Source organism: Janthinobacterium psychrotolerans (genome assembly GCF_001677885.1).
Lineage (GTDB): Bacteria > Pseudomonadota > Gammaproteobacteria > Burkholderiales > Burkholderiaceae_D > Janthinobacterium > Janthinobacterium psychrotolerans.
On the sequence record NZ_LOCQ01000062.1, the window covers coordinates 126,306 to 148,227 of the forward strand.

24 protein-coding genes are annotated in these 21,922 nt (G+C 63.6%); 15 read left to right on the top strand and 9 right to left on the bottom strand.

Annotated features, from left to right (window positions below; all coding sequences use genetic code 11):
- Position 1: 1 nt before the first annotated feature.
- The 4 genes from ASR47_RS24620 (at position 2) to ASR47_RS24635 (ending at position 4,083) form a co-directional block, all read left to right on the top strand.
- Entirely contained in the window at positions 2-2,467 is a 2,466-nt protein-coding gene (locus ASR47_RS24620) for a ligase-associated DNA damage response DEXH box helicase (protein ID WP_065310435.1), read from the top strand.
- Positions 2,464-3,165: a ligase-associated DNA damage response endonuclease PdeM gene (gene pdeM / locus ASR47_RS24625; protein ID WP_065310436.1), complete on the top strand. Its 702-nt coding sequence runs from the start codon at positions 2,464-2,466 to the stop codon at positions 3,163-3,165. Before ASR47_RS24620 ends, pdeM begins: the two co-directional genes overlap by 4 nt.
- Positions 3,166-3,311: 146 nt before the next feature.
- A complete protein-coding gene (locus tag ASR47_RS24630; RefSeq protein ID WP_065310719.1) occupies positions 3,312-3,638 on the top strand; it encodes a KGG domain-containing protein in 327 nt (108 codons plus the stop codon).
- 169 nt (positions 3,639-3,807) lie between these two features.
- Positions 3,808-4,083, top strand: a complete 276-nt coding sequence (locus ASR47_RS24635) for a hypothetical protein (protein WP_065310437.1) — start codon at positions 3,808-3,810, stop codon at positions 4,081-4,083.
- On the opposite strand, the gene ASR47_RS24640 is transcribed toward ASR47_RS24635, so the two are convergent.
- Both ASR47_RS24640 and ASR47_RS24645 read right to left on the bottom strand, forming a co-directional pair.
- On the bottom strand, positions 4,080-4,679 hold the full coding sequence (locus ASR47_RS24640; protein ID WP_065310438.1) for a DUF2239 family protein: 600 nt from the start codon (positions 4,677-4,679) through the stop codon (positions 4,080-4,082). The two genes, ASR47_RS24635 and ASR47_RS24640, sit on opposite strands and share 4 nt — an antisense overlap.
- Positions 4,680-4,752: 73 nt before the next feature.
- On the bottom strand, positions 4,753-5,250 hold the full coding sequence (locus ASR47_RS24645; protein ID WP_065310439.1) for a pyridoxamine 5'-phosphate oxidase family protein: 498 nt from the start codon (positions 5,248-5,250) through the stop codon (positions 4,753-4,755).
- Between the two features lie 223 nt (positions 5,251-5,473).
- Here ASR47_RS24645 and ASR47_RS24650 point away from each other — a divergent pair, with 223 nt between their 5' ends.
- From ASR47_RS24650 to ASR47_RS24675, 6 genes are read left to right on the top strand one after another with little or no spacing between them, the layout of a single operon-like run.
- Positions 5,474-6,118 (top strand): PepSY-associated TM helix domain-containing protein, encoded by a 645-nt coding sequence (locus tag ASR47_RS24650; protein WP_065310440.1) that lies wholly within the window; start codon positions 5,474-5,476, stop codon positions 6,116-6,118.
- A gap of 33 nt (positions 6,119-6,151) precedes the next feature.
- Entirely contained in the window at positions 6,152-6,667 is a 516-nt protein-coding gene (locus ASR47_RS24655; RefSeq protein WP_065310441.1) for a DUF2271 domain-containing protein, read from the top strand.
- 12 nt (positions 6,668-6,679) lie between these two features.
- Positions 6,680-7,504 (top strand): DUF4198 domain-containing protein, encoded by an 825-nt coding sequence (locus ASR47_RS24660; RefSeq protein WP_065310442.1) that lies wholly within the window; start codon positions 6,680-6,682, stop codon positions 7,502-7,504.
- Between the two features lie 3 nt (positions 7,505-7,507).
- Positions 7,508-8,530, top strand: a complete 1,023-nt coding sequence (locus ASR47_RS24665; RefSeq protein ID WP_082989179.1) for an FAD:protein FMN transferase — start codon at positions 7,508-7,510, stop codon at positions 8,528-8,530.
- Between the two features lie 7 nt (positions 8,531-8,537).
- Positions 8,538-9,902 carry a sulfite reductase subunit alpha gene (locus tag ASR47_RS24670; RefSeq protein WP_065310444.1) on the top strand — a complete coding sequence of 455 codons (1,365 nt, stop codon included), beginning with the start codon at positions 8,538-8,540 and terminating at the stop codon, positions 9,900-9,902.
- Between the two features lie 40 nt (positions 9,903-9,942).
- The gene (locus ASR47_RS24675) at positions 9,943-10,494 is read left to right on the top strand and encodes a glutathione peroxidase (protein ID WP_065310445.1); all 552 of its coding nucleotides are present in this window, start codon (positions 9,943-9,945) and stop codon (positions 10,492-10,494) included.
- A gap of 5 nt (positions 10,495-10,499) precedes the next feature.
- Here the strand turns inward: ASR47_RS24675 and ASR47_RS24680 are convergent, their stop codons facing one another.
- The 6 genes from ASR47_RS24680 to ASR47_RS24705 all read right to left on the bottom strand — a co-directional run bounded on the left by ASR47_RS24680 (position 10,500) and on the right by ASR47_RS24705 (position 14,914).
- Positions 10,500-11,729, bottom strand: a complete 1,230-nt coding sequence (locus ASR47_RS24680; protein ID WP_082989159.1) for a DUF2325 domain-containing protein — start codon at positions 11,727-11,729, stop codon at positions 10,500-10,502.
- 43 nt (positions 11,730-11,772) lie between these two features.
- Complete coding sequence (locus ASR47_RS24685) at positions 11,773-12,093, bottom strand: hypothetical protein (protein WP_065310446.1); 321 nt, start codon at positions 12,091-12,093, stop codon at positions 11,773-11,775.
- Positions 12,094-12,188: 95 nt separating this feature from the next.
- Entirely contained in the window at positions 12,189-12,386 is a 198-nt protein-coding gene (gene hemP / locus ASR47_RS24690) for a hemin uptake protein HemP (RefSeq protein WP_065310447.1), read from the bottom strand.
- Between the two features lie 164 nt (positions 12,387-12,550).
- Entirely contained in the window at positions 12,551-13,363 is an 813-nt protein-coding gene (locus ASR47_RS24695) for a Crp/Fnr family transcriptional regulator (RefSeq protein WP_065310721.1), read from the bottom strand.
- Between the two features lie 329 nt (positions 13,364-13,692).
- Positions 13,693-14,337, bottom strand: coding sequence for a response regulator (locus tag ASR47_RS24700; protein WP_065310448.1), 645 nt, complete (start codon positions 14,335-14,337; stop codon positions 13,693-13,695).
- A 109-nt stretch (positions 14,338-14,446) separates the two neighbouring features.
- Positions 14,447-14,914 (bottom strand): universal stress protein, encoded by a 468-nt coding sequence (locus ASR47_RS24705; RefSeq protein ID WP_065310449.1) that lies wholly within the window; start codon positions 14,912-14,914, stop codon positions 14,447-14,449.
- Between the two features lie 456 nt (positions 14,915-15,370).
- On the opposite strand from ASR47_RS24705, the gene ASR47_RS24710 reads away from it, so the two are divergent.
- Both ASR47_RS24710 and ASR47_RS24715 read left to right on the top strand, forming a co-directional pair.
- Positions 15,371-16,228 (top strand): protein phosphatase CheZ, encoded by an 858-nt coding sequence (locus tag ASR47_RS24710; protein WP_065310450.1) that lies wholly within the window; start codon positions 15,371-15,373, stop codon positions 16,226-16,228.
- Positions 16,228-18,117, top strand: coding sequence for a chemotaxis protein CheA (locus tag ASR47_RS24715; RefSeq protein WP_065310451.1), 1,890 nt, complete (start codon positions 16,228-16,230; stop codon positions 18,115-18,117). The genes ASR47_RS24710 and ASR47_RS24715 overlap by 1 nt, the downstream gene beginning before the upstream one ends.
- Before the next feature lie 52 nt (positions 18,118-18,169).
- Here the strand turns inward: ASR47_RS24715 and ASR47_RS24720 are convergent, their stop codons facing one another.
- Complete coding sequence (locus ASR47_RS24720; RefSeq protein WP_082989160.1) at positions 18,170-19,312, bottom strand: S41 family peptidase; 1,143 nt, start codon at positions 19,310-19,312, stop codon at positions 18,170-18,172.
- A gap of 313 nt (positions 19,313-19,625) precedes the next feature.
- Between ASR47_RS24720 and leuC the strand changes: the two genes are divergently transcribed.
- The 3 genes from leuC to leuD all read left to right on the top strand — a co-directional run bounded on the left by leuC (position 19,626) and on the right by leuD (position 21,921).
- Positions 19,626-21,029, top strand: coding sequence for a 3-isopropylmalate dehydratase large subunit (gene leuC / locus ASR47_RS24725; protein ID WP_065310453.1), 1,404 nt, complete (start codon positions 19,626-19,628; stop codon positions 21,027-21,029).
- A 67-nt stretch (positions 21,030-21,096) separates the two neighbouring features.
- On the top strand, positions 21,097-21,219 hold the full coding sequence (locus tag ASR47_RS27245; protein ID WP_150127964.1) for a lipoprotein: 123 nt from the start codon (positions 21,097-21,099) through the stop codon (positions 21,217-21,219).
- 54 nt (positions 21,220-21,273) lie between these two features.
- Positions 21,274-21,921 carry a 3-isopropylmalate dehydratase small subunit gene (gene leuD, locus ASR47_RS24730; RefSeq protein WP_065310454.1) on the top strand — a complete coding sequence of 216 codons (648 nt, stop codon included), beginning with the start codon at positions 21,274-21,276 and terminating at the stop codon, positions 21,919-21,921.
- Position 21,922 lies beyond the last annotated feature (1 nt).

Consider the following 21,922-nt stretch of genomic DNA (forward strand, 5'->3'; position numbering starts at 1 on the left):
TGTGAGCAAATCCGCGCTGGCGCAGCGCATCGACGACTGGTTTGCGGCCAGGGGCTGGACCGTGTTTGCGTTCCAGCGTGCGGTCTGGCGCGCGGCGGCTGCCGGCCAGCCCGGCTTGCTGCACGCCAGCACCGGTTCCGGCAAGACCTATGCCGTCTGGTTCGGCGCCTTGCTGCGTTCAAGTCGGCTGGTGCGCAACAGCCGCAAGCAGGGCCTGCGCGTGGTATGGATCACGCCGATGCGCGCGCTGGCGGCCGATACCGTGCGTGCGCTGCAAGCCTCGGGCGAAGCCCTGGCGCCCGGCTGGCGCATCGAGGCGCGCACCGGCGACACCAGCGCGGCCCAGCGCGCGCGCCAGTCGAAAGCCTGGCCCGACGTGCTGGTGACGACCCCCGAGAGCCTGTCGCTGATGCTGTCGCAGGCCAATGCCCATGAGCGCTTCAACCTGCTAGAAACGGTGATCGTCGACGAATGGCATGAGCTGCTGGGCAGCAAGCGCGGCGTGCAGGTGCAGCTGGCGCTGGCGCGCTTGCGGCGCTGGAATCCGGAACTGATCACCTGGGGCGTGTCGGCCACCCTGGGCAACTTGCGCCAGGCGCAGGATGTGCTGCTTGGTGAACACAACAGCGGCGTGCTGGTCGAGGGCAAGGTGCGCAAGCGCATCGTGGTCGACAGTCTGATCCCGCTCAATCCCACGCGTTTTCCCTGGGGCGGCCACCTGGGCATCCAGATGCTGCAGCCCTTGATTGCGGAAATCGAGGGCAGCGCCACCACCCTGGTGTTTACCAATACACGCTCGCAGGCCGAGCTCTGGTATCAGCACCTGATCGATGCGCGGCCGGACTGGGCCGGGCTGATCGCCTTGCACCATGGCTCGCTGGCGCGCGAAGTGCGCGAGTGGGTCGAGCAGAGCCTGAAGGCGGGCACCTTGAAGGCCGTGGTGTGCACTTCCAGCCTGGACCTGGGCGTGGATTTCTTGCCGGTCGAGCGGGTATTGCAGATCGGCAGCGCGAAAGGCATCGCGCGCCTGGTGCAGCGGGCCGGGCGCAGCGGCCACGCGCCGGGAAGGGTGTCGCGCGTGACCCTGGTGCCTACCAACAGCCTGGAATTGCTGGAAGCGGCCGGCGCGCGCCAGGCGCTGGCGCAAGGCCAGCTCGAAGCGCGGCCCGTGCCCGACAAGCCGCTCGATGTGCTGGTGCAGCACCTGGTGACGATCGCGCTCGGCGGCGGCTTCCGGTCGGAAGAACTTTACGAAGAAGTGCGCACCGCCTGGTCCTACCGGCAATTGACGCCGCAGGAGTGGCAGTGGGCGCTCGATTTCGTGACGCGCGGCGGCCAGAGCCTCACCGTGTATCCCGAATACCGCCGGGTGCTGCCGGACGAACAGGGCGTGTACCGTGTGCCGGACGCGGCGCTGGCGCGGCGCCACCGCATGAGCATCGGCACGATCGTCTCCGAATCGTCGATCCAGGTGAAATACATGAGCGGCGGCAAGATCGGCAGCATCGAGGAATCGTTTATTTCGCGTTTAAAACAGGGCGACCATTTCCTGTTTGGCGGACGCATCCTGGAATTCGTGCGCGTGCATGAAATGACGGCCTATGTGCGCCGCGCCACCGGCAGCCGGGGCGCCGTGCCGCGCTGGCAGGGCGGCAAGATGCCGCTGTCGTCGGAACTGGCGCATGCCGTGCTCGACCAGTTGCAGCAGGCGCAGGATGGCCAGGTGACGGGGCCGGAAATGCGCGCGCTGGCGCCCTTGCTGGCGATCCAGCAAAAATGGTCCAGCCTGCCCACGCGCGCCAGCCTGCTGGTGGAAACCCTGGCCAGCCGCGAAGGCCATCATCTGTTTTTGTATCCGTTCGCGGGCCGCTCGGTGCACCTGGGGCTGGCGTCCCTGCTGGCGTACCGGATTGCACGCGTGCAAGCGGCCACCTTGTCGATCGCCGTCAACGACTACGGTTTTGAATTGCTGGGGGCCGACGATATCGATTTTGCGCCGCTGTTTTCCTTTGAGACGGGCGGCGCCGTGCCGCTGTTCAGCCTCGACAATCTGCTGGAAGACGTGCTGGCCAGCCTGAACGCGACGGAATTGTCGCAGCGGCGTTTTCGCGAAATCGCCCGCATTGCCGGCCTGGTGTTCCAGGGCTATCCGGGCCAGCCGAAAAGCACGCGCCAGTTGCAGGCCTCGTCCTCGCTGTTCTTCGAAGTGTTCCGCAAGCATGACGCCGGCAACCTGCTGCTGACGCAGGCGCAGCGCGAAGTGCTGGAGCAGGAACTGGAACTGACGCGCTTGCGCGCCACCTTGCGCGAGCTGCATCAGCGCACCCTGAGCGTGCAAGCCTTGACGCGTGCCTCGCCGTTTGCCTTCGGCCTGATGGTCGAGCGCTTCCGCGAAAAGCTCACCACCGAAAAACTGTCGGACCGGGTGGCGCGCCTGGTGCGAGAACTGGAGAAAGCGGCTGCATGAGCCATAGCATCGTTGAACTGGCCGGCGAAACGCTGTGGCTGCTGGCCAGCAAGGCCATGTACTGGCCGGCGCGCAAGATGCTGATCGTGGCCGACATCCATTTCGGCAAGGCCACGGCGTTTCGCTCGCTGGGCGTGCCGGTGCCCCGTGGCACCACCACCGAGAACCTGCAGGCCTTGTCGCACTTGCTTGCTGCACATGTTTGCGAGGAAATCGTGTTCCTGGGCGATTTTTTGCACGCCAAGGCCGCGCATGCGCCGGCCACCCTGGCCGCCATGCAGGCGTGGCGTGTGCGCCATGCGCACTTGCGCTTGACCCTGGTGCGCGGTAACCACGACCTGCAGGCGGGCGATCCGCCGGCCAGCCTCGGCATCACGATGGTGGACGAACCGCACCGGGTGGGGCCGTTTGCGCTATGCCATCACCCGCACCTGGAAACCGACGGCTATGTGCTGGCCGGCCATGTCCATCCCGTATTTCATTTGCGCGCCGCGCGCGAGACGGTGCGCCTGCCGTGTTTTTTGCTGGGACCGCGGCGCGCCATCCTGCCGTCGTTCGGCGCATTTACGGGCGGCCATGCGCTCAAGCCCTTGCCTGGCGAGCTGGTCTACGTGACAGCGGACGCGGCTATTTTTCGCGTGCCGGGGCAGGGGCCGGATACGCTTGAGTGTCTGGTACCGTCGATCAAAAACCAATAGTAACCACGCCACCGCAGGCCGGAATGTTCCTACATATCGGCTTGTCATACTCCTATTTTGAGTGGCCCGATCACGCACTAAGATGACTGCTCCCATGCATATGCATGGTTCCACACCCGACATTACTAACGATCAAGGAGATGATCATGGCCACATCGAGTGACAATAAACAAGGTCAGCAAGGCGGCAAAGCCAGCGGCGGCAACGCCGGCAGCAGCAGCGGTAGCGGCGGCGGCAACAAGCAAAGCGATACCAGCAAACGCGGGTTTGCTTCCATGGACCCGGCACAGCAGCGTGAAATCGCCAGCGAAGGCGGCCGTGCCGCGCATGAAAAAGGCACGGCCCATGAGTTCACGTCGGAAGAGGCACGCCGCGCCGGCAGCCAGAGCCATAAAAACGATGGCAACAAGCAAAGCGGTGGCTCTGGATCGGGCTCGGGTTCGTCCGGCGGCAGTGGCGGCCGCGGCGGCTGATGACCGGACTGTAGCTTGACACAGCAGGCGGCCTTGGCGCCGCCTGTTTTTTTAACGGTGTAGGATGAATCCTACACCGTGATCTGATAACTTCCTATGTCTGACAGTGCTGCCGTGGACTATGCTGGAAAGGTTGCAATCATGCAGCACATCACTGATGGAGGTTGACATGTCGCAGAAAATTTCACCGGAGCCGGCGCACCAGGCTGGCAATCAGCAGGATGGCGGAACGCAGAGCGGCAACCTGCAAAGCCACGCCCAGCAAGGCGAGAACTTCGTGCTGGTCGACAGTGAGCGCGGACTCGACATTGGCGACGATCTGTTTTCCATCGGCGAAGTACGGCGCGCCGACCGGCTGCCACGCCAGCACCAGGGCGGCAATGCCGGCCAGAGCCGGCAAAGCGCTGACGATGCGCCCGACACCACCGGCAGCACCGGCGTTTAGCCGTTGCTCCAGGCCGCTTGCGCGAGCCGCAGCACATGCTCGCGCACATCGGCTGGCCAGGTTTGCGCCTGCGCCATGAAGGCGTCACGCTGGCCTGCAAACAGGGCGCGGCTGGCTTCTTCGAATCCCGCTTCATCACCGGCCAGCGCGCTCATCACGCGGTAGGCCGTTTCACGCGCCTGCCGCTGTTCATCAAGCGCCTTGTTGTCGCGCTGTGCATGCTCCACCAGTTTGCGCAAGGCCACCGACGCGCCGCCCGGCTGCGTCGCCAGCCATTCCCAATGGCGCGGCAGCAAGGTGATTTCACGCGCCACCACGCCCAGCTTCGGCCGGCCTGCCGTGCGTGGCGCGACAGGCGTGACAGGCGCGACGGCTTCTTCCACCGCTACCGGTGCACGCGGCAGGCGCTGCAGGACCTCGGCCAGGCTGCCATGCAGGTTCAGGTCGACCTGCTGGCCATTGTCGTCATTGAAGATCAGGATCTGCGCGTCAGGCTCGTGGGTGACGAGTTCCTTGAGCGTTTGCGCCACGGCATGCAAGTTGCCGGCGGCAACTTTGCGCTTGCCGGCAAAGGCGGTGAGGGGGAATAGGTTCATGCTGCCTCCTTGGTATAGGCAGATGATTTTACCCGGATTAAAATAAAAGTCAATAAAACCCGGGTAAAAATAATTACAGGTCGATGCGGCCGTGTTCGCCCAGGTCTTTCGGCGTGTCGCCCGTAATGGCAGCCTTGGCCATTTCAAAGAACTGGCGCATCTTGCTCGCGTCGCTATCCCAGTATTCGGCCGACTGGATGGTCACCTTGATCAAGGAGAGGTGCGGATCGTCGAGGCCGCCCGGGAACCAGGCCTTGACAATGGGATTCCACAACTCTTCGGCCTTGGCGCGGTCCTTCAGCAATTCGGCGCGGCCGCAGACCGAGACATACAGGCTGTCGCCCGGCTCGGCGAAGCTGACGTTCACTTGCGGATTGTTCAGCAGGTCGCGCGTATAGGCTGCCTCGTCCGTGACGAAAAACCAGATCTGGCCCTGGTCGTCGACTTGCTGCTGGGTCAGCGGGCGGCTGGTCAAGGTGCGCGTGTCGTCGCTGGTGGTGAACATGCCGAATTTGACGCTTTTGATCTTGTCGGCAATGGTGACGATCTGTTCACTGGTGTAGGAAGTCATGGTGTGCTCCGTTTGTGGTTGTCCTGAACAACAGCATAGGCCGCACACAGCACTTGCTCTGTTCGACAGCGTACTTTGCGGGCAGCTCGCCGCCAGCGCGCCATGTTTCAAAGTTGTTACAAAACGTTGTTGTTCAAGTGCCTGGGCGATATTGACTTAATAAATGATAATCATTATCATTTGTTGGATAATGATTGTTGCAACTCCCCTTTGAAGGATATGAATGAAGCAAGCTGACGTGTCACGCAGCAACGCCAGCCGCGCCGTGTGGTTGAAACAATTGCATCAATGGCACTGGATCAGCTCGGCACTGTGCCTGCTGGGCATGTTCTTATTTGCCATTACCGGCATTACCCTGAACCACGCCAGCCAGATCGAAGCCAAACCCGTCATCTCACGCCAGAAGGCGCAGCTGCCCGCGCCGCTGGTCACCGAACTGGCCGCCTATGCCGAACGGCACGACGGTGCCAACGCACCCATGCCGACGGCCGCCGAGCGCTGGCTGAAACAGCAGTGGTCGCTCAATGCGGGCGGGCGTCCGGCCGAATGGAGTGTCGATGAAGTGTATTTGCCGATGCCCAAGGCCGGCGGCGACGCCTGGGTGCGCATCGGTCTCGAAGACGGCGCCGCCGAATACGAGTTGACGGACCGTGGCTGGATTTCCTGGCTTAACGATGTGCACAAGGGCCGCAATACGGGCCAGGCCTGGTTCTGGTTCATCGATATTTTTGCCGGACTGTGCATCGTGTTCTGCCTGACCGGGCTATTGATTTTGAAGTTCCACGCAAGCAACCGGCCGTTCACCTGGCCGATGGTCGGCCTCGGTATTTTGATCCCCTGCGCGATCGCGCTGCTGTTTATCCACTGATATTTTTTTCTTCCTTACTTTGACAGGCACACCATGAAATTACGCTACTCCCTTGCGCTCGGTCTTCCCCTGATCGGCACCTCGGCGATGGCGGCCGACCTGGCCCTCAAGCTTGAAATCCCGCAACTGAATGTAGCGGAATACCACCGCCCTTACGTGGCTGCCTGGCTGGAATCGGCCGACCAGAAAGTGGTCGGCAACCTGGCAGTGCTGTACGACGTGAAGAAAAAGGACAAGGCGGGCGAGAAGTGGCTCAAGGACATGCGTTCGTGGTGGCGCAAAAGCGGCCGCGACCTGGCCATGCCGGTCGATGGCGTCAGCGGCGCCACGCGCGCACCTGGCGAACACAACCTGACGTTCCCCGGCTCGAAAGCCGTGCTCGACAAGCTGCCGGCCGGCGAATACCAGCTGGTGGTGGAAGCGGCGCGCGAAGCCGGTGGCCGCGAACTGGTGCGCGTGCCGTTCCAGTGGCCGCCGAAGTCGGCCCAGTCCGTTCCTGCCAAAGGCAAGGAAGAACTCGGTAACGTCGTCGTCCAACTCAAACCTTAAGGCGCTCCCATCATGTTGAAGCAACTGAACAAACCGCTGATCGCGCTGGCCCTGGCCGGCCTGGCACTGAACGCCCACGCCCACCGTCCGTGGATGGTGCCGTCGAGCACGATGGTGGAAAGCAAGGATGCCTGGGTGACGGTGGATGCCGCCATCTCCGAAGGCCTGTTCGAGATCGACCACCAGCCGCTGCGCCTCGACGCCCTGGTCGTGACCGGCCCGGACGGCGCCAAGGTGACGCCGGCGAACGCCATCACGGGCCGCCTGCGCAGCGTGTTCGACGTCAAGATGGAAAAACCGGGCACCTATAAAGCGGCCATCGTGTCGCAGAACGTGATGGCCAGCTACAAGCTCAACGGCGAGCAGAAGCGCTTCCGGGGCAACGAGGAGACCTTCAAGAAAGACCTGCCGGCCGACGCCCAGGACGTGAAAGTCACGCGCACCGCCAGCCGCCTGGAAACATTCTTCAGCAATGCCGAAACCAGCACGGAGGTGTTCAAGCCGACCGGCGTGGGCCTGGAACTGGTGCCGGTCACGCATCCGAACGACCTGCGCGCTGGCGAGAAAGCCACCTGGCGTTTCCTGATCGATGGCAAACCGGCCGCCAACCAGGCCTTCAGCCTGGTGCCAGGTGGCGTGCGCTACCGTGGCGTGCTCGGCGAAATTCGCCAGAACACCGACGCCAAGGGCGAAATCACCTTCACGGTGCCGGCCGCCGGCATGTACTACGTCAACAGCAGCTGGCCAGCGGCCACGCCACCGGTAGCCGGCCAGCCGCCAGCCATGCCCGAGCGCCGCATGACCTATGCGGCCACGGTGGAAGTGTTGCCGGAGTAAATGGTGCGCCGGGTATTGTTGCCGCTGCACCTGAACGATCGCGCGCCGCCGCCTGGCGCGGCGATCCGCGAGTTGCATGGCTTGACCATGGGCACCAGCTGGTCGGTGCGCCTGGTCGACACCCACATGCCGGGCCGCGCCGCCAGCGCCGACTTGCGGCAAGGCTTGCAGCAGCAGCTGGACCTGGTGGTGGCGCAGATGAGCCACTGGCAGCTTGATTCCGACCTTGGGCGCTTCAACCGCGCCGCGCCTGGCCGCTGGCAGCAGCTGCCGGCCGCCTTTGGCGAAGTGCTCGAGTTTGCGCTGCAGGTGTCGCAGGCCAGCGGCGGCGCCTATGATCCGTGCGCCGGCGCGCTGGTCAATGCCTGGGGCTTTGGCGCCGAACAGCGCCATGACCAGCCCGGTTTCCAGGCGCCCGATGCGGCGACCGTGCGGCAGTTATTGTCGCAACACAATCATGTTGAGTTCGATGCCGCCTCGCGCCGCGTGCGCCAGCCCGGCGGCGTGCAGCTCGACCTGTCATCCGTTGCCAAAGGCTATGCGGTGGACCGGCTGGCGCGCTATCTCGACAGCCAGGGCGTCGAACATTACCTGGTCGAAGTTGGCGGCGAATTGCGCGGCGCCGGCTGCAAACCCGACGGCCAGCCGTGGTGGGTCATGCTCGAGCAGGTCGACGGCGCTGATGCCGCGCTGCATCCGGCGGAAATGATGCTGGCGCTGCATGGTTTGTCGGTCGCCACCTCGGGCGATTACCGCCGCTTCTTTCACGATGGCAGCGTGCGCTACGCCCATACCATCGATCCGCGCAGCGGCATGCCGATCAGCAACCATCTTGCCTCGGTGACCGTGGTGCATGCGCAGTGCATGGCGGCCGACGCCTGGTCCACCGCCCTGACGGTGTTGGGCAGCGAGGCTGGCATGGCGCTGGCCGAACAGCAGGGCCTGGCGGCCCGCTTCGTGCAGCGCGATGGCCACGCTTATCAAGAATTCCTGAGCAGCGCCTTGCTGGCCCTGCTTGACGACTGAAGATTCCATGATTTTTACCCACGATACGACGCGGCTGTTGCTGCTGGCCGGCCTGTCTCTCAGTTATGCCGGCGTCTGCCTGGCGCCCTGGATGCGGGCGCGCGGCAAACGCCGCGCCGCCGCGGCCGCCAAGGCCGCGCTGGGCGGCAATCCCGCCTGGCTGGTGGCCTATGCCAGCCAGACCGGCAACGCCGAAGAGCTGGCCACGCAGACGGCGCACAGCCTGCAGCTGGCCGGGGTTGCCGTGCGCGTGTGCGCGCTGGCTGAAGTGACGGCGCAGGACCTGCAGCAGGCCGAGCGTGCGCTGTTTCTCGTCAGCACCTATGGCGAAGGCGATGCGCCCGACAACGCCGCCACCTTTATCGGCCGGCTGATGACGGGCGCGCTGTCCCTGCCGCAATTGCACTACGGCGTGCTGGCGCTGGGCGACCGCAGCTACAGCCAGTATTGCGGCTTTGGCCGCGCATTGGATGCCTGGCTGGCCGGGCAGGGCGCGTCCAGCCTGTTCGAGCGCATCGAGGTCGACCGCAGCGCCAGCGCCGCCATTGGCGCGTGGTTCCAGCAGCTGAGCCACCTGGCCGGCACCAGCGACGCGCCCGACTGGAGCGCGCCTGCCTTCGACGACTGGCGCTTGCTCGAGCGGCGCCTGCTCAATCCCGGCAGCGCCGGCGGCCCGATCTATCACGTGGAGCTGGCGCCCGCCAGCGGCGTCTTGCCCGACTGGCAGTCGGGCGACCTGGTGCAGCTGGCCGCGCCAGCCGACCCGTCGAAGCCGCGTGAGTATTCGATCGCCTCGATACCGCAGGAAGGCCGCGTGCACTTGCTGGTGCGCCAGCACAGCCATTCCGACGGCAGCCTGGGCGTCGCTTCCGGCTGGCTGACGCAGGCGGCCCGGCCTGGCGAACTGGTGCAACTGCGGCTGCGCCAGCATCGGCGTTTCCGCCTGGAAGACAATGCGCAGCGGCCCTTGATTTTGATCGGCAACGGCAGCGGCATTGCCGGCCTGCGCGGCCACCTGAAAAGCCGGGTGCTGGCGGGGCAACGCCGCAACTGGCTGATCTTTGGCGAGCGCAATGCCGCCCATGACGCGCATTATCTGGACGAACTGCAAGCCTGGCACGCCAGCGGCGACCTGCCACGGCTGGACCTGGTGTTTTCACGCGACCAGGAACAGCGCCTGTATGTGCAGGACCGCCTGCGCGGCAATGCCGATGAAGTGCTGCAGTGGCTGGCGCAGGGCGCGGCCATCTATATATGCGGCAGCCTGGCCGGCATGGCCGGCGGCGTCGACCAGGCGCTCGACGAGATGCTGGGCCGCCCGGCCCTGGATGCGCTGGCGGCGCAGGGGCGCTACCGCCGCGACGTGTATTGAGCCGGCAGGCTATCATGGCTGTTTGCACCGAGGAGGCAGCATGAGCGAGCATATCGAGACGATTCCCGTCAACCTGATCAACGGCGAGGCGACCAGCCTGGCCGCCTACCGTGGCAAGGTGCTGCTGGTGGTCAACGTGGCCTCGGCCTGCGGCCTGACGCCGCAGTACGAAGGACTGGAAAAGTTGCATGAAGAAAAAGAGGCCGAGGGCCTGGTGGTGCTGGGCTTTCCGGCCAATGAATTCGGTGCGCAGGAGCCTGGCAGCAACGCCGAGATTGCCGACTTTTGCACCAGCAAGTTCAGTGTGCGCTTTCCGATGTTCGAGAAAATTGTCGTCAAGGGGCCTGGCCAGCATCCGCTGTACCGGCAGCTGGTGGCCGCCCAGCCACGTGCCGAGGAAAAACCGGGCAGCGACTTCCGCGCCAAGCTGGCCGGCTACGGCATCAAGCAAGAAAAACCCGAAGATGTGCTGTGGAATTTCGAGAAATTTTTGATCAGCAAGGATGGCCGGGTGGTGGGACGCTTCGCACCCGACACCACGCCGGACGACGCCATCCTGGCCGATGCCATCGAGCGCGAACTGCGCGCCTGAGTTGATCAGTCTTCGATGGCGTGCTGGGCGGCCGGCTCCAGCTCGCCGCTTACTTCCTGCAGCCCGCGCGCCAGGCTGGAAATGCTGGGGTTGTCGATAAACACGCAACGCTTGCCGGTGCGCTTGCAATAATCTTTCACGCGCCAGTAGGCGCTGTGGCTGATGCAGCCGGTCTGGCAAATCACCAGGTCGGCCGCCGCCAGACTCGAATCGAGCAGGTTGGCATTGTCTTCCAGGCCGCCGTCGTGGTGGGCAAACTGCGCGCCGACCCGTTCGATCAGGGCGCGGTAGGTGGCCACATTGCCGCTGCGCCCGCCGACGCACAGCACGCTCTGGTCGACCAGGCGGATCGGCATTTTCAGCTTGCCGCCAATGGGCGCCTCCAGCCTGGGCGCCGGCGCCGGCACGGGCGAAACGGGTTTCACCTGGACCTGCTTCAACTCGATGATTTGCTGGCGCAAGTCTTTTTCGCGTTCATCCATTTGCGCCAGGCGTTCGACCAGCCGCGTGCGCGATTCCAGCGCCGGGATGGCCGATTGCAGCTGCGCCAGCTCCGCGCGCAAGGCGTCGATCACGCTGTCCTTGCCGATCGACTCGGCCCGCGTGCGCAGCAGCAGCGCTTCCTGGCGTTCCAGCTCGCCCGTCTTTTCCTGCAGCATGGCCTGGCCGCGCAGCTGCAGCCGCGACAGCTCCTGCGCCAGGCGCGCATTTTCTTCCTGCAAGGCCGTGAATTTTCCCATGTCGGCGCGCACGCAGGCGCCGGCCTGGTGCTGGATCATGTGCAGGTCGCGGCACATCTGTTCTTCGAGTTCCGCATCGCAGCGCGGATGGGTCAGGCCGGCCCAGAAGGCGCCGGAAACGTCGCCATTGGCCACCGCGGTGCGCCACAGCTGGGCTACTTGCTCTTTCGTCTTGGCGCCGCGAAAGCGCAGGATCACCGGGGCGTAGCGGCGTTCGAGTTCCTTTTGCAGCGCTTCGGACAGGCGGTTGCGCGCGCCGCATTCGGTGACCGCGCCGACGTGCACTTCGTAGTCGTCGGCCAGCACGCGCCCGCCCGTCATCTTGCCGACCAGTTTGCGCAGGTAGCCAAGCGGCAGGCCGACGCCAACCAGTGGACAATGACAGGTATGCGACAGCTCCCACAGGCGCCGGCGGCGCGAGGTGAGCGCGGCCGCATCGGCCTGGGCGGCGGAACAATTGCTGATGACGGGCAGGGCGGTGTCTTTGTCACACATGGCGGTTTCCTGTAGGGCTGGAGTGGGGCAAGGCGGGTGGCGCTTATTGCGCCAGGGGCAGCGTACGCTTGGGGTTGACCAGGCGGTCCAGGCGTTCGAGCAAGCTGCCCTTGGCCGGCTGGGCGGGTTTGACCTCGACCAGGCTGGCCCATTGCTGCGACAGTTGCTGGCAGGTCGCCTGCAATACCGGCGCCAGGTTGGGCAGGCCGGACAGCACGCGCAGGTGGCGTTCGATCACCGACGCCAGTTTCGGACACGCCGCGTCGGCGTGATAGTGCGACATCAGGTGCAGCACGTTGGACAGCATCAGCTCGGGCTGCTGCTCATGGGTCGCCAACATTGTGTCGATACGGTCGTTCGCCATCAAACGCTCCTGTGCGGTAGTGTCGCTGGCGGGCGCGCCGGGGCGCGCAACTGGCTTGCGGAATCGGGCAGGCTGCCGGGCCGGCCGGGGCTGGCTCAGGCAGTGAGGATCAGCTTGTTCAGCTGGGTGACGCGCAAGCGGTAAATCTTGCCGCTATGTTCGATTTCCACTTCGCGGCCCTGCTGCAGCAGCGCTTCGCTGGTGATGCGGCGGGCCGGCTGCGCCATGCTGACGGGCGGGCGAACATGGGCGGTGGCGGCGTCCTGGATCATGGCTGGTTTTGAGCTGTGCATGGGTGGCTTTCTTTGTCTCAGTTGAGAATGATTCGTATTTGCATTATTGTTGAATGTGACCCGAAATGCAAGTCTTATTTACGCAAAAATCCGGCTTTTTTGCGGACAAAAAAAGACCCGGCGAGAGCGCATGCTCCGGCCGGGTCAAGCCTGTGCCAGGTGTATTAGACAGCCAGCAGCTGCGCTGTATCGACAGCGGCCGCACTGGTGGCCTGGGTTTCGGCCTTGAGCTTGGCGGTGGCCAGCTGCTTGGCGCGCGAACGCGACGGTGGCAGGCGGCGCAGGGTTTTCAGCGCTTCCGGGTCCTTGATGCCGATGGTGCGCTGGTCCACCGTGATCAGGCCGATTTCATTGAAGGCCGACAAGGTGCGGCTGACCGTTTCCAGGGTCAGGCCCAGATAGCTGCCGATTTCATGGCGCGTCATGCGCAGATTAAACAGCTTGCTGGAATAACCCATTTGTGCGAAGCGATCGGCCAGCGAGACCAGGAAGCGCGCCACGCGCGCCTCGGCGCTCAAGGCGCCCAGCATGCCGATCATCGTCTGTTCGCGCACCAGTTCGCGGCTCATCACGCCATACATGACGTTTTCCAGTTCCAGGTGCACGCGGCCCAGGGCCGTGAGTTTTTTGAACGGCAGGAGTATCAGGTCGCAGTCGGACAGCGCCACCGCTTCCGACGAGTAATGGCGGGTATGGATGCCGTCGACGCCGAGCATGTCGCCCTTCATGGGGAAGCTCAGTACCTGCTCGTTGCCGAATTCGTCGATCAGCACGGTTTTCAGGAAGCCCGAGTTGACGATATACAGGGTGTCGAACGGCTGGCCGATGGTGTGGATGCGCTGGCCGGTCTTGAATTGCACGTGCTGGAACAGCAGTTCGTCGGTGGCGATGCTGCAGGCGGTGGAGATATGCAGCAGATCGCAGACCTCCTTCAGGTTCGACCACAGGCGGCCCTGGCGCTGGCGACCCGCTTCCATGGAAGGTAAGGGCGGCATGGGCGAGGCGGCGCGGTTTTCAGACGTTTGCGTGGACAGCATGTTCATCTCCTGGTCGAATCATGTTGGGATAGCGAAATAGTCAGGGACTGCGCCGCGTATCGGGCAGCGGCATGGTCCTGGCGTTTAGTGCTTGAAGCGCTGAAACTTGCTAAGTGATGAAATAACTTCCAGCAACTTGATGACTGGTTTCAGTATGCCAACATGCGTATGGAATTCATATCAGCCGAGGCTGAATATGGGAGTAGGAGCCAGTGAGAGGGGGGGTAGGATTGTTCCTACTGTGGCGCACCCGCGTGCGGCGGGCTGCTTCAGGTCTTGAACGGCGACAGCAGGCGGTGGGCGACGGCGTACTGCACCATTTCCGAAAGAGAACTCATGCCCATTTTCTGCATGATGCGCGTCTTGTGGGTGCTGACCGTTTTGACGCTCAGGTGCAGGTTGTTGGCGATTTCGGTGATCGACTTGCCAGCCACCAGCAATGAAAACACTTCGAATTCGCGGTCCGACAATTGTTTGTGCAGCAGGCTTTCATTGGGCATCATGATGTTGAGCACCAGCTGCTCGGCCACTTCCGCGCTGATGTACGGGCGCCCCGAGGCCACCTTGTGGATCGCGCCCACCAGCTGGGTGCCGGCGCTTTCCTTGGTCAGATAGCCCTGGGCGCCGGCGCGGATGGCGCGTACCGCATATTGTTCTTCTTCATGCATGGTGAGGATCAGGATGGCCAGCTTGGGCGCTTCGCTGCGGATCTGGCGGATCAGGTCGACACCGCTGCGCCCTGGCATCGACAGGTCGAGCAGCAGCAGGTCGAAGCCGCCCCGGCGTACCTGGTTCAGCACCTCGAAGCCATCGATGGCTTCGCCGACGATGTCGATATCGGGTGCGCCGTCGAGTATGCGCTTCAAGCCCTCGCGCATGATGGTGTGGTCGTCGGCAATCACAATACGTATCATAAGGTGCAGTAGGTTGGTTCGCCCGGCGCTGGACGAATGTTGAAAAACCGGAAAGGTTGTCATCTTAGCCTAAAAAATGGCTCGCGCCGGCGTCGCCCCGGCGGATGGCTCATTGCGCTGGCGGTTCCTTGATCAGGCGGTGCACCAGCACCGGCAGGGTCGAGTGCGACAGCACCTTGTTGGTGACGCTGCCCAGCAGCAACTGGCCCCAGCCGCTGCGTCCGTGCGAGCCCATGAAGATCAGGTCGCAATGCTGGAGCTGCGCCACTTCGACGATCTTCAGCGCCGGGCTGTCCGAAAACGCCGTCAGGCCGCTCGCTTCCAGGCCCCGTTTGGCGGCCGCGTCGAGCACGGGCTGCCAGTGGCCGCTGCCGGCCTTGCGCATGGCGATGCGGTATTCTTCTTCGCTGGGATAGCTGGGAGGAATGATCTCGATATACACGGGGTACTGGTATTCGGGCGCCACATACAGGACAAGGATGTCGGCGCGCATCTGTTCGGCGAAGGCGACGCCGGCGCAGGCGGTCAGGTTGGAGACGGCGGAACCGTCGGTGGCGATCAGAATTTTCCTATACATGACAGCTCCTTCTTGAGGTGAACCGCTGCGCGCAGCCTGCTTTATTGTAGGCCGGGCGGCTTGATTGTATTCATGTAAAAACTTGATATTTATCAACAGTCGTGCAGCTTAAGTATAGGCAACATTGGCGAAAGGATCGTCATTTGCTCTGAATGGTGTGGCGGAAGGTGGCTTGTGGCAAGGTTTTCTCACCGGATTGATGTTCTTGCCTGCGCGCCAATGGTAGTATTTCAAAATACAACACCCGACACAGATATTTCCGTAGGGAAAAGGTATTGTATGCCCGCTTTACGGCGGGAAGCGCGTTTTGAGATTTACCAACAGGCCGGCGCCCTGCTACACTCGCATCATCGCAGCGGTATTGCCTCAAATCATCTTAATCGAGAAATTGTGGGTATCAGTCTGTAAAACGCACAGTTCAGGCGGAATTTTGACAAATTATGGAGAAGCAGGGATATGACCAACGCCGCTGATGATTTCGACGCCTTATTCGATGAAGTATCTGCCCAACGTACCGAGGCGCCCGCACCGGCGCCAGCCGCTCCGGCAGCCGCCGCCGAGGTAGCGGACGACGATTTCGACGCCCTGTTCGACTCGGTGTCGTCGAGCGCCGCGCCAGCGGCAGCCCCGGTGCCCGCGCCGTCAGCCCCCGCGCCGGCAGCAGCAGCGCCGGCAGCGCCTGCCGCCGGCGGCGCCGAACCGGTGGACCAGTCCGACAAGCCGATGTTCGAACGCCTGGGCGGCATTGTGCGCCTGCTGCACGACTCGCTGCGCGAACTGGGCTACGACAAGGCGCTGACGGAAGCGTCGTCGCAGATCGTCGACGCCCAGGACCGCCTGGAATACGTGGCGACCTTGACCGAACAGGCCGCCAACAAGGTGCTCAACACGCTCGACGAAGGCATGCCGGCGCAGGACGTGCTGTCGAAAAAGGCCAAGGACATGGACAGCCGCTGGACGGCGCTGTTCGATGGCAAGCTGAGCCTTGACGAATTCAAGGCCCTGGCCGGCGACTCGCGCCAGTTCGCGCAGGCCGTGGCCGAGGCCACCGAAGCGGAAAAAGCACGCTTGCTGGAAATTATGATGGCCCAGGACTTCCAGGACATTACCGGCCAGTTGATCAAGAAGGTGGTCAATATCACCAAGACGGTGGAAAACGAGCTGGCTCAGTTGCTGCGCGACAACGCTCCTGCCGAAGTGCGCGAGAAGCTCGCACAGAAACAGGAAGCGCCGCTGATGCAAGGGCCTTCCGTGCCGTCGGTGGCGCTGGACCAGGATAATGTCGACGACCTTCTTGCCGATTTGGGATTCTAATGGACGATATGCTCAAGGATTTCGTCGTCGAGGCGATGGATCTTGCGGTGAATGTCGAGGAGCACTTACTGCGTCTCGAACGCGATCCTGACAACAAGGAAACGCTTAATGCAGTGTTTCGTTCCTTTCACACCATCAAGGGTGGCGCCGGTTTCATGGGCCTGCCCGCGCTGGTGGCGGCCTGCCATCTGACCGAAAACCTGTTCGACGCGCTGCGCACGGGCGCCGCGCCGGTCACGCCGCTGGCGATCGAGGCGGCGCTGCAAGCGTCCGGTTTTGTCGCCGACCAGCTGACCGAGCTGGCCAATGGCGCCGCGCCGGAAAGCCTGCCGGCCATGCCGCAGGAGCTGGAAGTGATTTTGACGGACGCCATCGAAGGCAAGAGCACGCAAGCGCCTGCCGCTGCCGCGCCTGCGCCTGCCGCGGTTGTCGAGGCTGCCGTGGTGGCCGCGCCTGTCGCTGCATTGCCGTCGGCTGCCCCTGTTTCCGTGGCCGGCGCCGATGGCGTCGACTGGACCGCCCTGTATAACGCCGTGGTGCCGGCCGGCAGCCAGCTGGCCGTGGCCGCGCCTGCAGCGGCCGCCGCCGCACCCGGGCCGGTCGCCGCTGCAGTAGCGGCCGCGCCGGTTGCCGCCAAGCCTGCCGCCCGGGCCGTCGATGGCGTGGCGCGCGAAGAGCGTGCCGACATGCGCCATGCGGCGCCGGTCAAGGAAGACAGCATCCGCGTCGACGCCGTCAAGCTCGACGCCTTGCTGGAAGTGGCAGGCGAGTCGGTGCAGGCCGCCAACCAGGCCGCCGTGCTGCTGGAACGGTTGCTGCAATTCAAATTCGAAGGCCAGGCCGCCACCCTGATGGCGACCCTGGCGGAAACCCTGGAACGCGCCTCGCGCTACTCGACCGAACTGCAACGGGCCACGCTGGCCACGCGCATGCAGCCGGTGGGCCGTTTGTTCCAGAAATTCCCGCGTCTGGTGCGCGAACTGGCCAAGGACCTGGGCAAGGATGTGGAGCTGACCATCGAAGGCGCCGAGACGGAAGTCGACCGCGTGGTGGTCGACAGCCTGTACGATCCGCTGGTGCACATGCTGCGCAACTCGCTCGACCATGGCGTCGAGTCGCCGGAAGACCGCCTGGCCGCCGGCAAGCCTGCCAAGTCGTATATTTCCCTGAAAGCATGGCAGGAAGCGAACAGCGTCATGATCGTGCTGCAGGACGATGGCAAGGGCATGGACCCGGTTTTCCTGCGCAGCAAGGCGCAGCAAAAAGGCCTGATCAGCGAAAACGCGCAGCTGAGCAACGACGAGTGCTTCCAGCTGGTGTTCCTGCCGGGTTTCTCGACCAAGGAAGTCGCTTCCAGCGTCTCCGGCCGTGGCGTCGGCATGGACGTGGTCAAGACGGCGGTGGAAAAAAACCGCGGCGCCATCCATATCGAGTCGGCGCTGGGCAAGGGCACGAAGTTTGCCATCCGCCTGCCGATCGAACTGTCGATCGTGCCGACCATGCTGGTGTCGACCTCGGGCGCCGCGCTGGCGCTGCCGATGGCGGTGGTGCAGCGCGTGGTGGAGCTGCCGGAGAACTTCATGGAAGTCGGCGGCGCACCGGTGCTGAAAGACCAGGGCCGTCCGTTGCCGGTGCGCTCGCTGGCCGGTTCGCTCGGCTACGAGCCGTGCAGCGAGCGGGTCGGCATCGTGGTGGCCGCGCCGCAGCCGTATATCCTGGCGGTGGCGGCCGTCGACGGCACGGCCGACCTGGTGATCAAGCCGATGACGGCCATTACCGTCGAAGGCATTACGGGCACGGCCCGTTCGGCCGAAGGCGAGCTGGTGCTGGTGGTGGGCCTGTCCTTCCTGATGGATGGCTGCCGCGGCAGCGTGCGCATGGCGGCCTGACCGTTGCCTGTTTAAAAAAAGCCTGCGGCAGAGTTTTTGCCGCAGGCTTTTTTCATTGCACTTCGTCAACCGGGCGCAAGCTGCCGCCTTCGAGCCAGCGCTGCACGCGTACGATCTCTTCGGCGCGGCCCGCTTCATCCTTCGGCGGCGGCAGATAGATGTCGGGCATGATGCCGTCCAGGTCCACCTGCAGATGCGGCAAGCGGGTCGAGCGCGAGGTGGCGTAGGCCAGCTGGCGCAGGCCCGATGGCAGGGCTTGCACGCGCAAATTCGAATAATCGAGCGCACCATTGCTGTTGCGCCCGATCAACTTGACATGAAAACTCTGCCGCACTGCGAGCAGGAATTGTTCGCAGGAACTGCCGCAATCGCGGTCGACCAGCACCGCCACCCGTGCCGGCTGTATTTTCTCTTTGGCAAATTTCGCATAGCTGATGGGTGCATCCGCGTTTTGCGCCACGAACTGACCCGGCGGCACGCTGCGCATGCGGTCCATGGTCCTGGCCATGCTGATCGGGCAGCTGGCGTCACCGGGCACGTACAGTGCGCAGATGCTTTCCTGGTTGGCGATATTGGCCGGCGTCGACAGCCATTCTATGCCCATGGTGACGCTCTCGCCTGAGGCGATCCATGGCAACAGGGATGCATACGTGCTGTCGCTGCCGCCATCGTTCTGCCTGACATCGATGATCCAGTTGCGCCGGCGTTGCAGTTCCTTGCGCTTGCTTGCCAGCAAGTCAGCGATGGCTTGGGCGTACTGCGGAAAAAAACTGGGCAGTGTCAGCAGCGCGGTGTGCGGCGACAGCAGTCGCAGCGATGGCGCTCCGTTATCCATGGCGGCCGATGGTGCGGTGGCTGCGGACGATGCCGGGGCCGGTGTCACGGGTTTCAATACGGCCGTCGGCATGATCTGCAGATGGCCCTTGCGCCATTGCTGCAAATACTGGGACAGCACCATATTGCAAGCGCCCTCGTCGTTCACCTTGGCCGCTGCCTCGCTGGCGCTGGCCTGCGCCTGGTCGAAATACGCTTGCCCCTTTTGCGCCAGATGCTGGCGCGCACCGGTATCGTTTTCCAGCAGGAAGCCGGGCAGGGCGCGCAAGTCCTGCAGGCAGGACTCACTGGGCGAGGCCGCCTGTGCATGGCTGGCGGCCAGCGTGGCCAGGATGGCCATCGCAAGAAAACGTCGTTTCATCGGTGCTGACTTCCTTGTAATTGTTGTCAAAATACAATACACGAAAGTTGCTGAAACGCCTATCCCTTTGCAAGGGCGCCGTCATTGCTTCGGGCGGCCCGGTTGCTGGATAGGCCTGATGCTACAAGAACGATGTAATCGGCAATTTCCAGCTCAAATCCAACACTGCGACCGAACTTTGTATCGCCAATCCCACGGCTGGGCCGCTTTCGGTTCTGTGGGGCTCAAAATATGGCATAATCCTTGTGGATCACCGCATGAATCCGGACTCACTTGATCACTTACTACAGGCTGTGGCATTGCTGCATAACTCATGATGAAGACGCTTTACGACAAACTCTGGGAATCCCACGTGGTGCGTGCCGAAGAAGACGGCACCACCATTCTGTATATCGACCGGCACCTGGTGCACGAAGTGACCAGCCCGCAAGCGTTCGACGGACTACGCGACGCCGGGCGCCAGCCATGGCGCATTTCCGCCAACCTGGCCGTGGCCGACCATAACGTGCCGACCACCAGCCGTGTTGACGGTATCGCCGACCCGGTCTCGCGCCTGCAGGTCGAAACCTTGGACAAGAATGCCAAACACTACGGCCTGACGTACTTCAACATGAACGACAAGCGCCAGGGCATCGTGCACGTGATCGGCCCCGAGCAGGGCGCGACCCTGCCCGGCATGACGGTGGTCTGCGGCGACTCGCACACGTCCACCCATGGCGCCTTCGGCGCGCTGGCGCACGGCATCGGCACCTCGGAAGTCGAGCACGTGCTGGCCACGCAAACCCTGCTGCAGAAAAAGTCGAAATCGATGCTGGTGCAGGTCGACGGCGTGATGCCGGCCGGTGTGACGGCCAAGGACATCGTGCTGGCCATTATCGGCAAGATCGGCACGGCCGGCGGCACCGGCTACTGTATCGAGTTCGGCGGCGCGGCGATCCGCGCGCTGTCGATGGAAGGGCGCATGACGGTCTGCAACATGGCGATCGAGGCGGGCGCGCGCGCCGGCATCATCGGCGTCGACGACACCACCATCAACTACGTCAAGGGCCGCCCGTTTTCGCCGGCCGGACCGCACTGGGACCGCGCCGTGGCCTACTGGCGCACCCTGCATTCGGATCCGGGTGCGCGATTCGACCTGGTGGTCACCCTGAACGCTGCCGAGATCGAACCGCAGGTCACCTGGGGCACCTCGCCTGAAATGGTGGTCGGCATCGACGGCCGCGTGCCCGATCCCGATCACGAAAAAGACAGCGTCAAGCGCGACGCCATCGAAAAGGCGCTGGTCTACATGGCCTTGAAGCCAAATACGCCGATTTCGGATATCCGCATCGACAAGGTGTTTATCGGTTCGTGCACCAATTCGCGCATCGAAGACCTGCGCGCCGCCGCCGCCGTAGTGCGTGGCAAGTACCGCGCCTCGAACGTGACCCTGGCGCTGGTGGTGCCCGGTTCGGGTCTGGTGAAGGACCAGGCCGAACGCGAAGGCCTGGACCGCATCTTCAAGGACGCCGGTTTCGAATGGCGCGAACCGGGCTGCTCGATGTGCCTGGCGATGAACGCCGACCGCCTGGAACCGGGCGAACGCTGCGCCTCGACCTCGAACCGCAACTTCGAAGGCCGGCAAGGGCAGGGCGGGCGTACCCACCTGGTGTCGCCGGCCATGGCGGCTGCGGCGGGGATTGCCGGCCATTTTGTCGATGTGCGTGGCCTGCGATGAATGACGGGGCCGGTGCCGCTGGCGTACACTGGCGGTCCCCGGTCCCTTATCTGATATCACACTCATTATGAAAAAACTCTTCACCCTCCTGATCGCCACCCTGGTGCTGGCCGGCTGCAATACCGTTTCCGGCATCGGCCGCGATGTGCAGAAAGTCGGCCAGGTTGTCACTGGCGCCGGCGGAAAATAACCCTGTGACGGCGCCGGCGCATGCGCGCCGCCCGTCCTACCGAGTACATACAGCATGGATAAATTTACGATTTACGAAGGCCTGGTCGCTCCGCTGGACCGCGCCAATGTCGATACCGACGCGATTATCCCGAAGCAATTTTTGAAGTCGATCCACCGCAGCGGCTTCGGCCCCAACCTGTTCGACGAATGGCGCTACCTCGACCATGGCGAACCGGGCCAGGACAACAGCCGCCGTCCGCTGAACCCCGGGTTCGTGCTGAACGAGCCGCGCTACCAGGGCGCCTCGATTTTGCTGACGCGCAAGAACTTCGGTTGCGGCTCCTCGCGCGAACATGCGCCGTGGGCGCTCGATCAATATGGCTTCCGCGCCATTATCGCGCCCTCGTTTGCCGATATCTTCTTCAATAACTGCTACAAGAACGGCTTGCTGCCGATCGTGCTCTCGGAAGCCCAGGTCGACCATCTGTTCAATGAAGTCAAGGCCTTCCCCGGCTACAAACTGGTGGTCGACCTGGAACAGCAGCGCGTGTCGACCAGCAACGGCACGGTGTCGTATCCGTTCCAGATCGACGCCTTCCGCAAGTATTGCCTGATGAACGGACTCGACGATATCGGCCTGACCCTGCGCCACGCCGACGATATCCGCGCTTTCGAAGAACGGCACCTCACCAATCAGCCCTGGCTCGCCAACGTCATCTAAC

Excerpts from the sequence above, each read along its gene's own strand:
- pdeM (WP_065310436.1), top strand. The coding sequence starts at position 2,464 with ATGAGCCATAGCATCGTTGAACTGGCCGGCGAAACGCTGTGGCTGCTG.
- ASR47_RS24630 (WP_065310719.1), top strand. The coding sequence starts at position 3,312 with ATGGCCACATCGAGTGACAATAAACAAGGTCAGCAAGGCGGCAAAGCC.
- ASR47_RS24635 (WP_065310437.1), top strand. The coding sequence starts at position 3,808 with ATGTCGCAGAAAATTTCACCGGAGCCGGCGCACCAGGCTGGCAATCAG.
- ASR47_RS24640 (WP_065310438.1), bottom strand. The coding sequence starts at position 4,679 with ATGAACCTATTCCCCCTCACCGCCTTTGCCGGCAAGCGCAAAGTTGCC.
- ASR47_RS24645 (WP_065310439.1), bottom strand. The coding sequence starts at position 5,250 with ATGACTTCCTACACCAGTGAACAGATCGTCACCATTGCCGACAAGATC.
- ASR47_RS24650 (WP_065310440.1), top strand. The coding sequence starts at position 5,474 with ATGAAGCAAGCTGACGTGTCACGCAGCAACGCCAGCCGCGCCGTGTGG.
- ASR47_RS24655 (WP_065310441.1), top strand. The coding sequence starts at position 6,152 with ATGAAATTACGCTACTCCCTTGCGCTCGGTCTTCCCCTGATCGGCACC.
- ASR47_RS24660 (WP_065310442.1), top strand. The coding sequence starts at position 6,680 with ATGTTGAAGCAACTGAACAAACCGCTGATCGCGCTGGCCCTGGCCGGC.
- ASR47_RS24670 (WP_065310444.1), top strand. The coding sequence starts at position 8,538 with ATGATTTTTACCCACGATACGACGCGGCTGTTGCTGCTGGCCGGCCTG.
- ASR47_RS24675 (WP_065310445.1), top strand. The coding sequence starts at position 9,943 with ATGAGCGAGCATATCGAGACGATTCCCGTCAACCTGATCAACGGCGAG.
- ASR47_RS24680 (WP_082989159.1), bottom strand. The coding sequence starts at position 11,729 with ATGTGTGACAAAGACACCGCCCTGCCCGTCATCAGCAATTGTTCCGCC.
- ASR47_RS24685 (WP_065310446.1), bottom strand. The coding sequence starts at position 12,093 with ATGGCGAACGACCGTATCGACACAATGTTGGCGACCCATGAGCAGCAG.
- hemP (WP_065310447.1), bottom strand. The coding sequence starts at position 12,386 with ATGCACAGCTCAAAACCAGCCATGATCCAGGACGCCGCCACCGCCCAT.
- ASR47_RS24695 (WP_065310721.1), bottom strand. The coding sequence starts at position 13,363 with ATGGAAGCGGGTCGCCAGCGCCAGGGCCGCCTGTGGTCGAACCTGAAG.
- ASR47_RS24700 (WP_065310448.1), bottom strand. The coding sequence starts at position 14,337 with ATGATACGTATTGTGATTGCCGACGACCACACCATCATGCGCGAGGGC.
- ASR47_RS24705 (WP_065310449.1), bottom strand. The coding sequence starts at position 14,914 with ATGTATAGGAAAATTCTGATCGCCACCGACGGTTCCGCCGTCTCCAAC.
- ASR47_RS24710 (WP_065310450.1), top strand. The coding sequence starts at position 15,371 with ATGACCAACGCCGCTGATGATTTCGACGCCTTATTCGATGAAGTATCT.
- ASR47_RS24715 (WP_065310451.1), top strand. The coding sequence starts at position 16,228 with ATGGACGATATGCTCAAGGATTTCGTCGTCGAGGCGATGGATCTTGCG.
- ASR47_RS24720 (WP_082989160.1), bottom strand. The coding sequence starts at position 19,312 with ATGAAACGACGTTTTCTTGCGATGGCCATCCTGGCCACGCTGGCCGCC.
- leuC (WP_065310453.1), top strand. The coding sequence starts at position 19,626 with ATGATGAAGACGCTTTACGACAAACTCTGGGAATCCCACGTGGTGCGT.
- ASR47_RS27245 (WP_150127964.1), top strand. The coding sequence starts at position 21,097 with ATGAAAAAACTCTTCACCCTCCTGATCGCCACCCTGGTGCTGGCCGGC.
- leuD (WP_065310454.1), top strand. The coding sequence starts at position 21,274 with ATGGATAAATTTACGATTTACGAAGGCCTGGTCGCTCCGCTGGACCGC.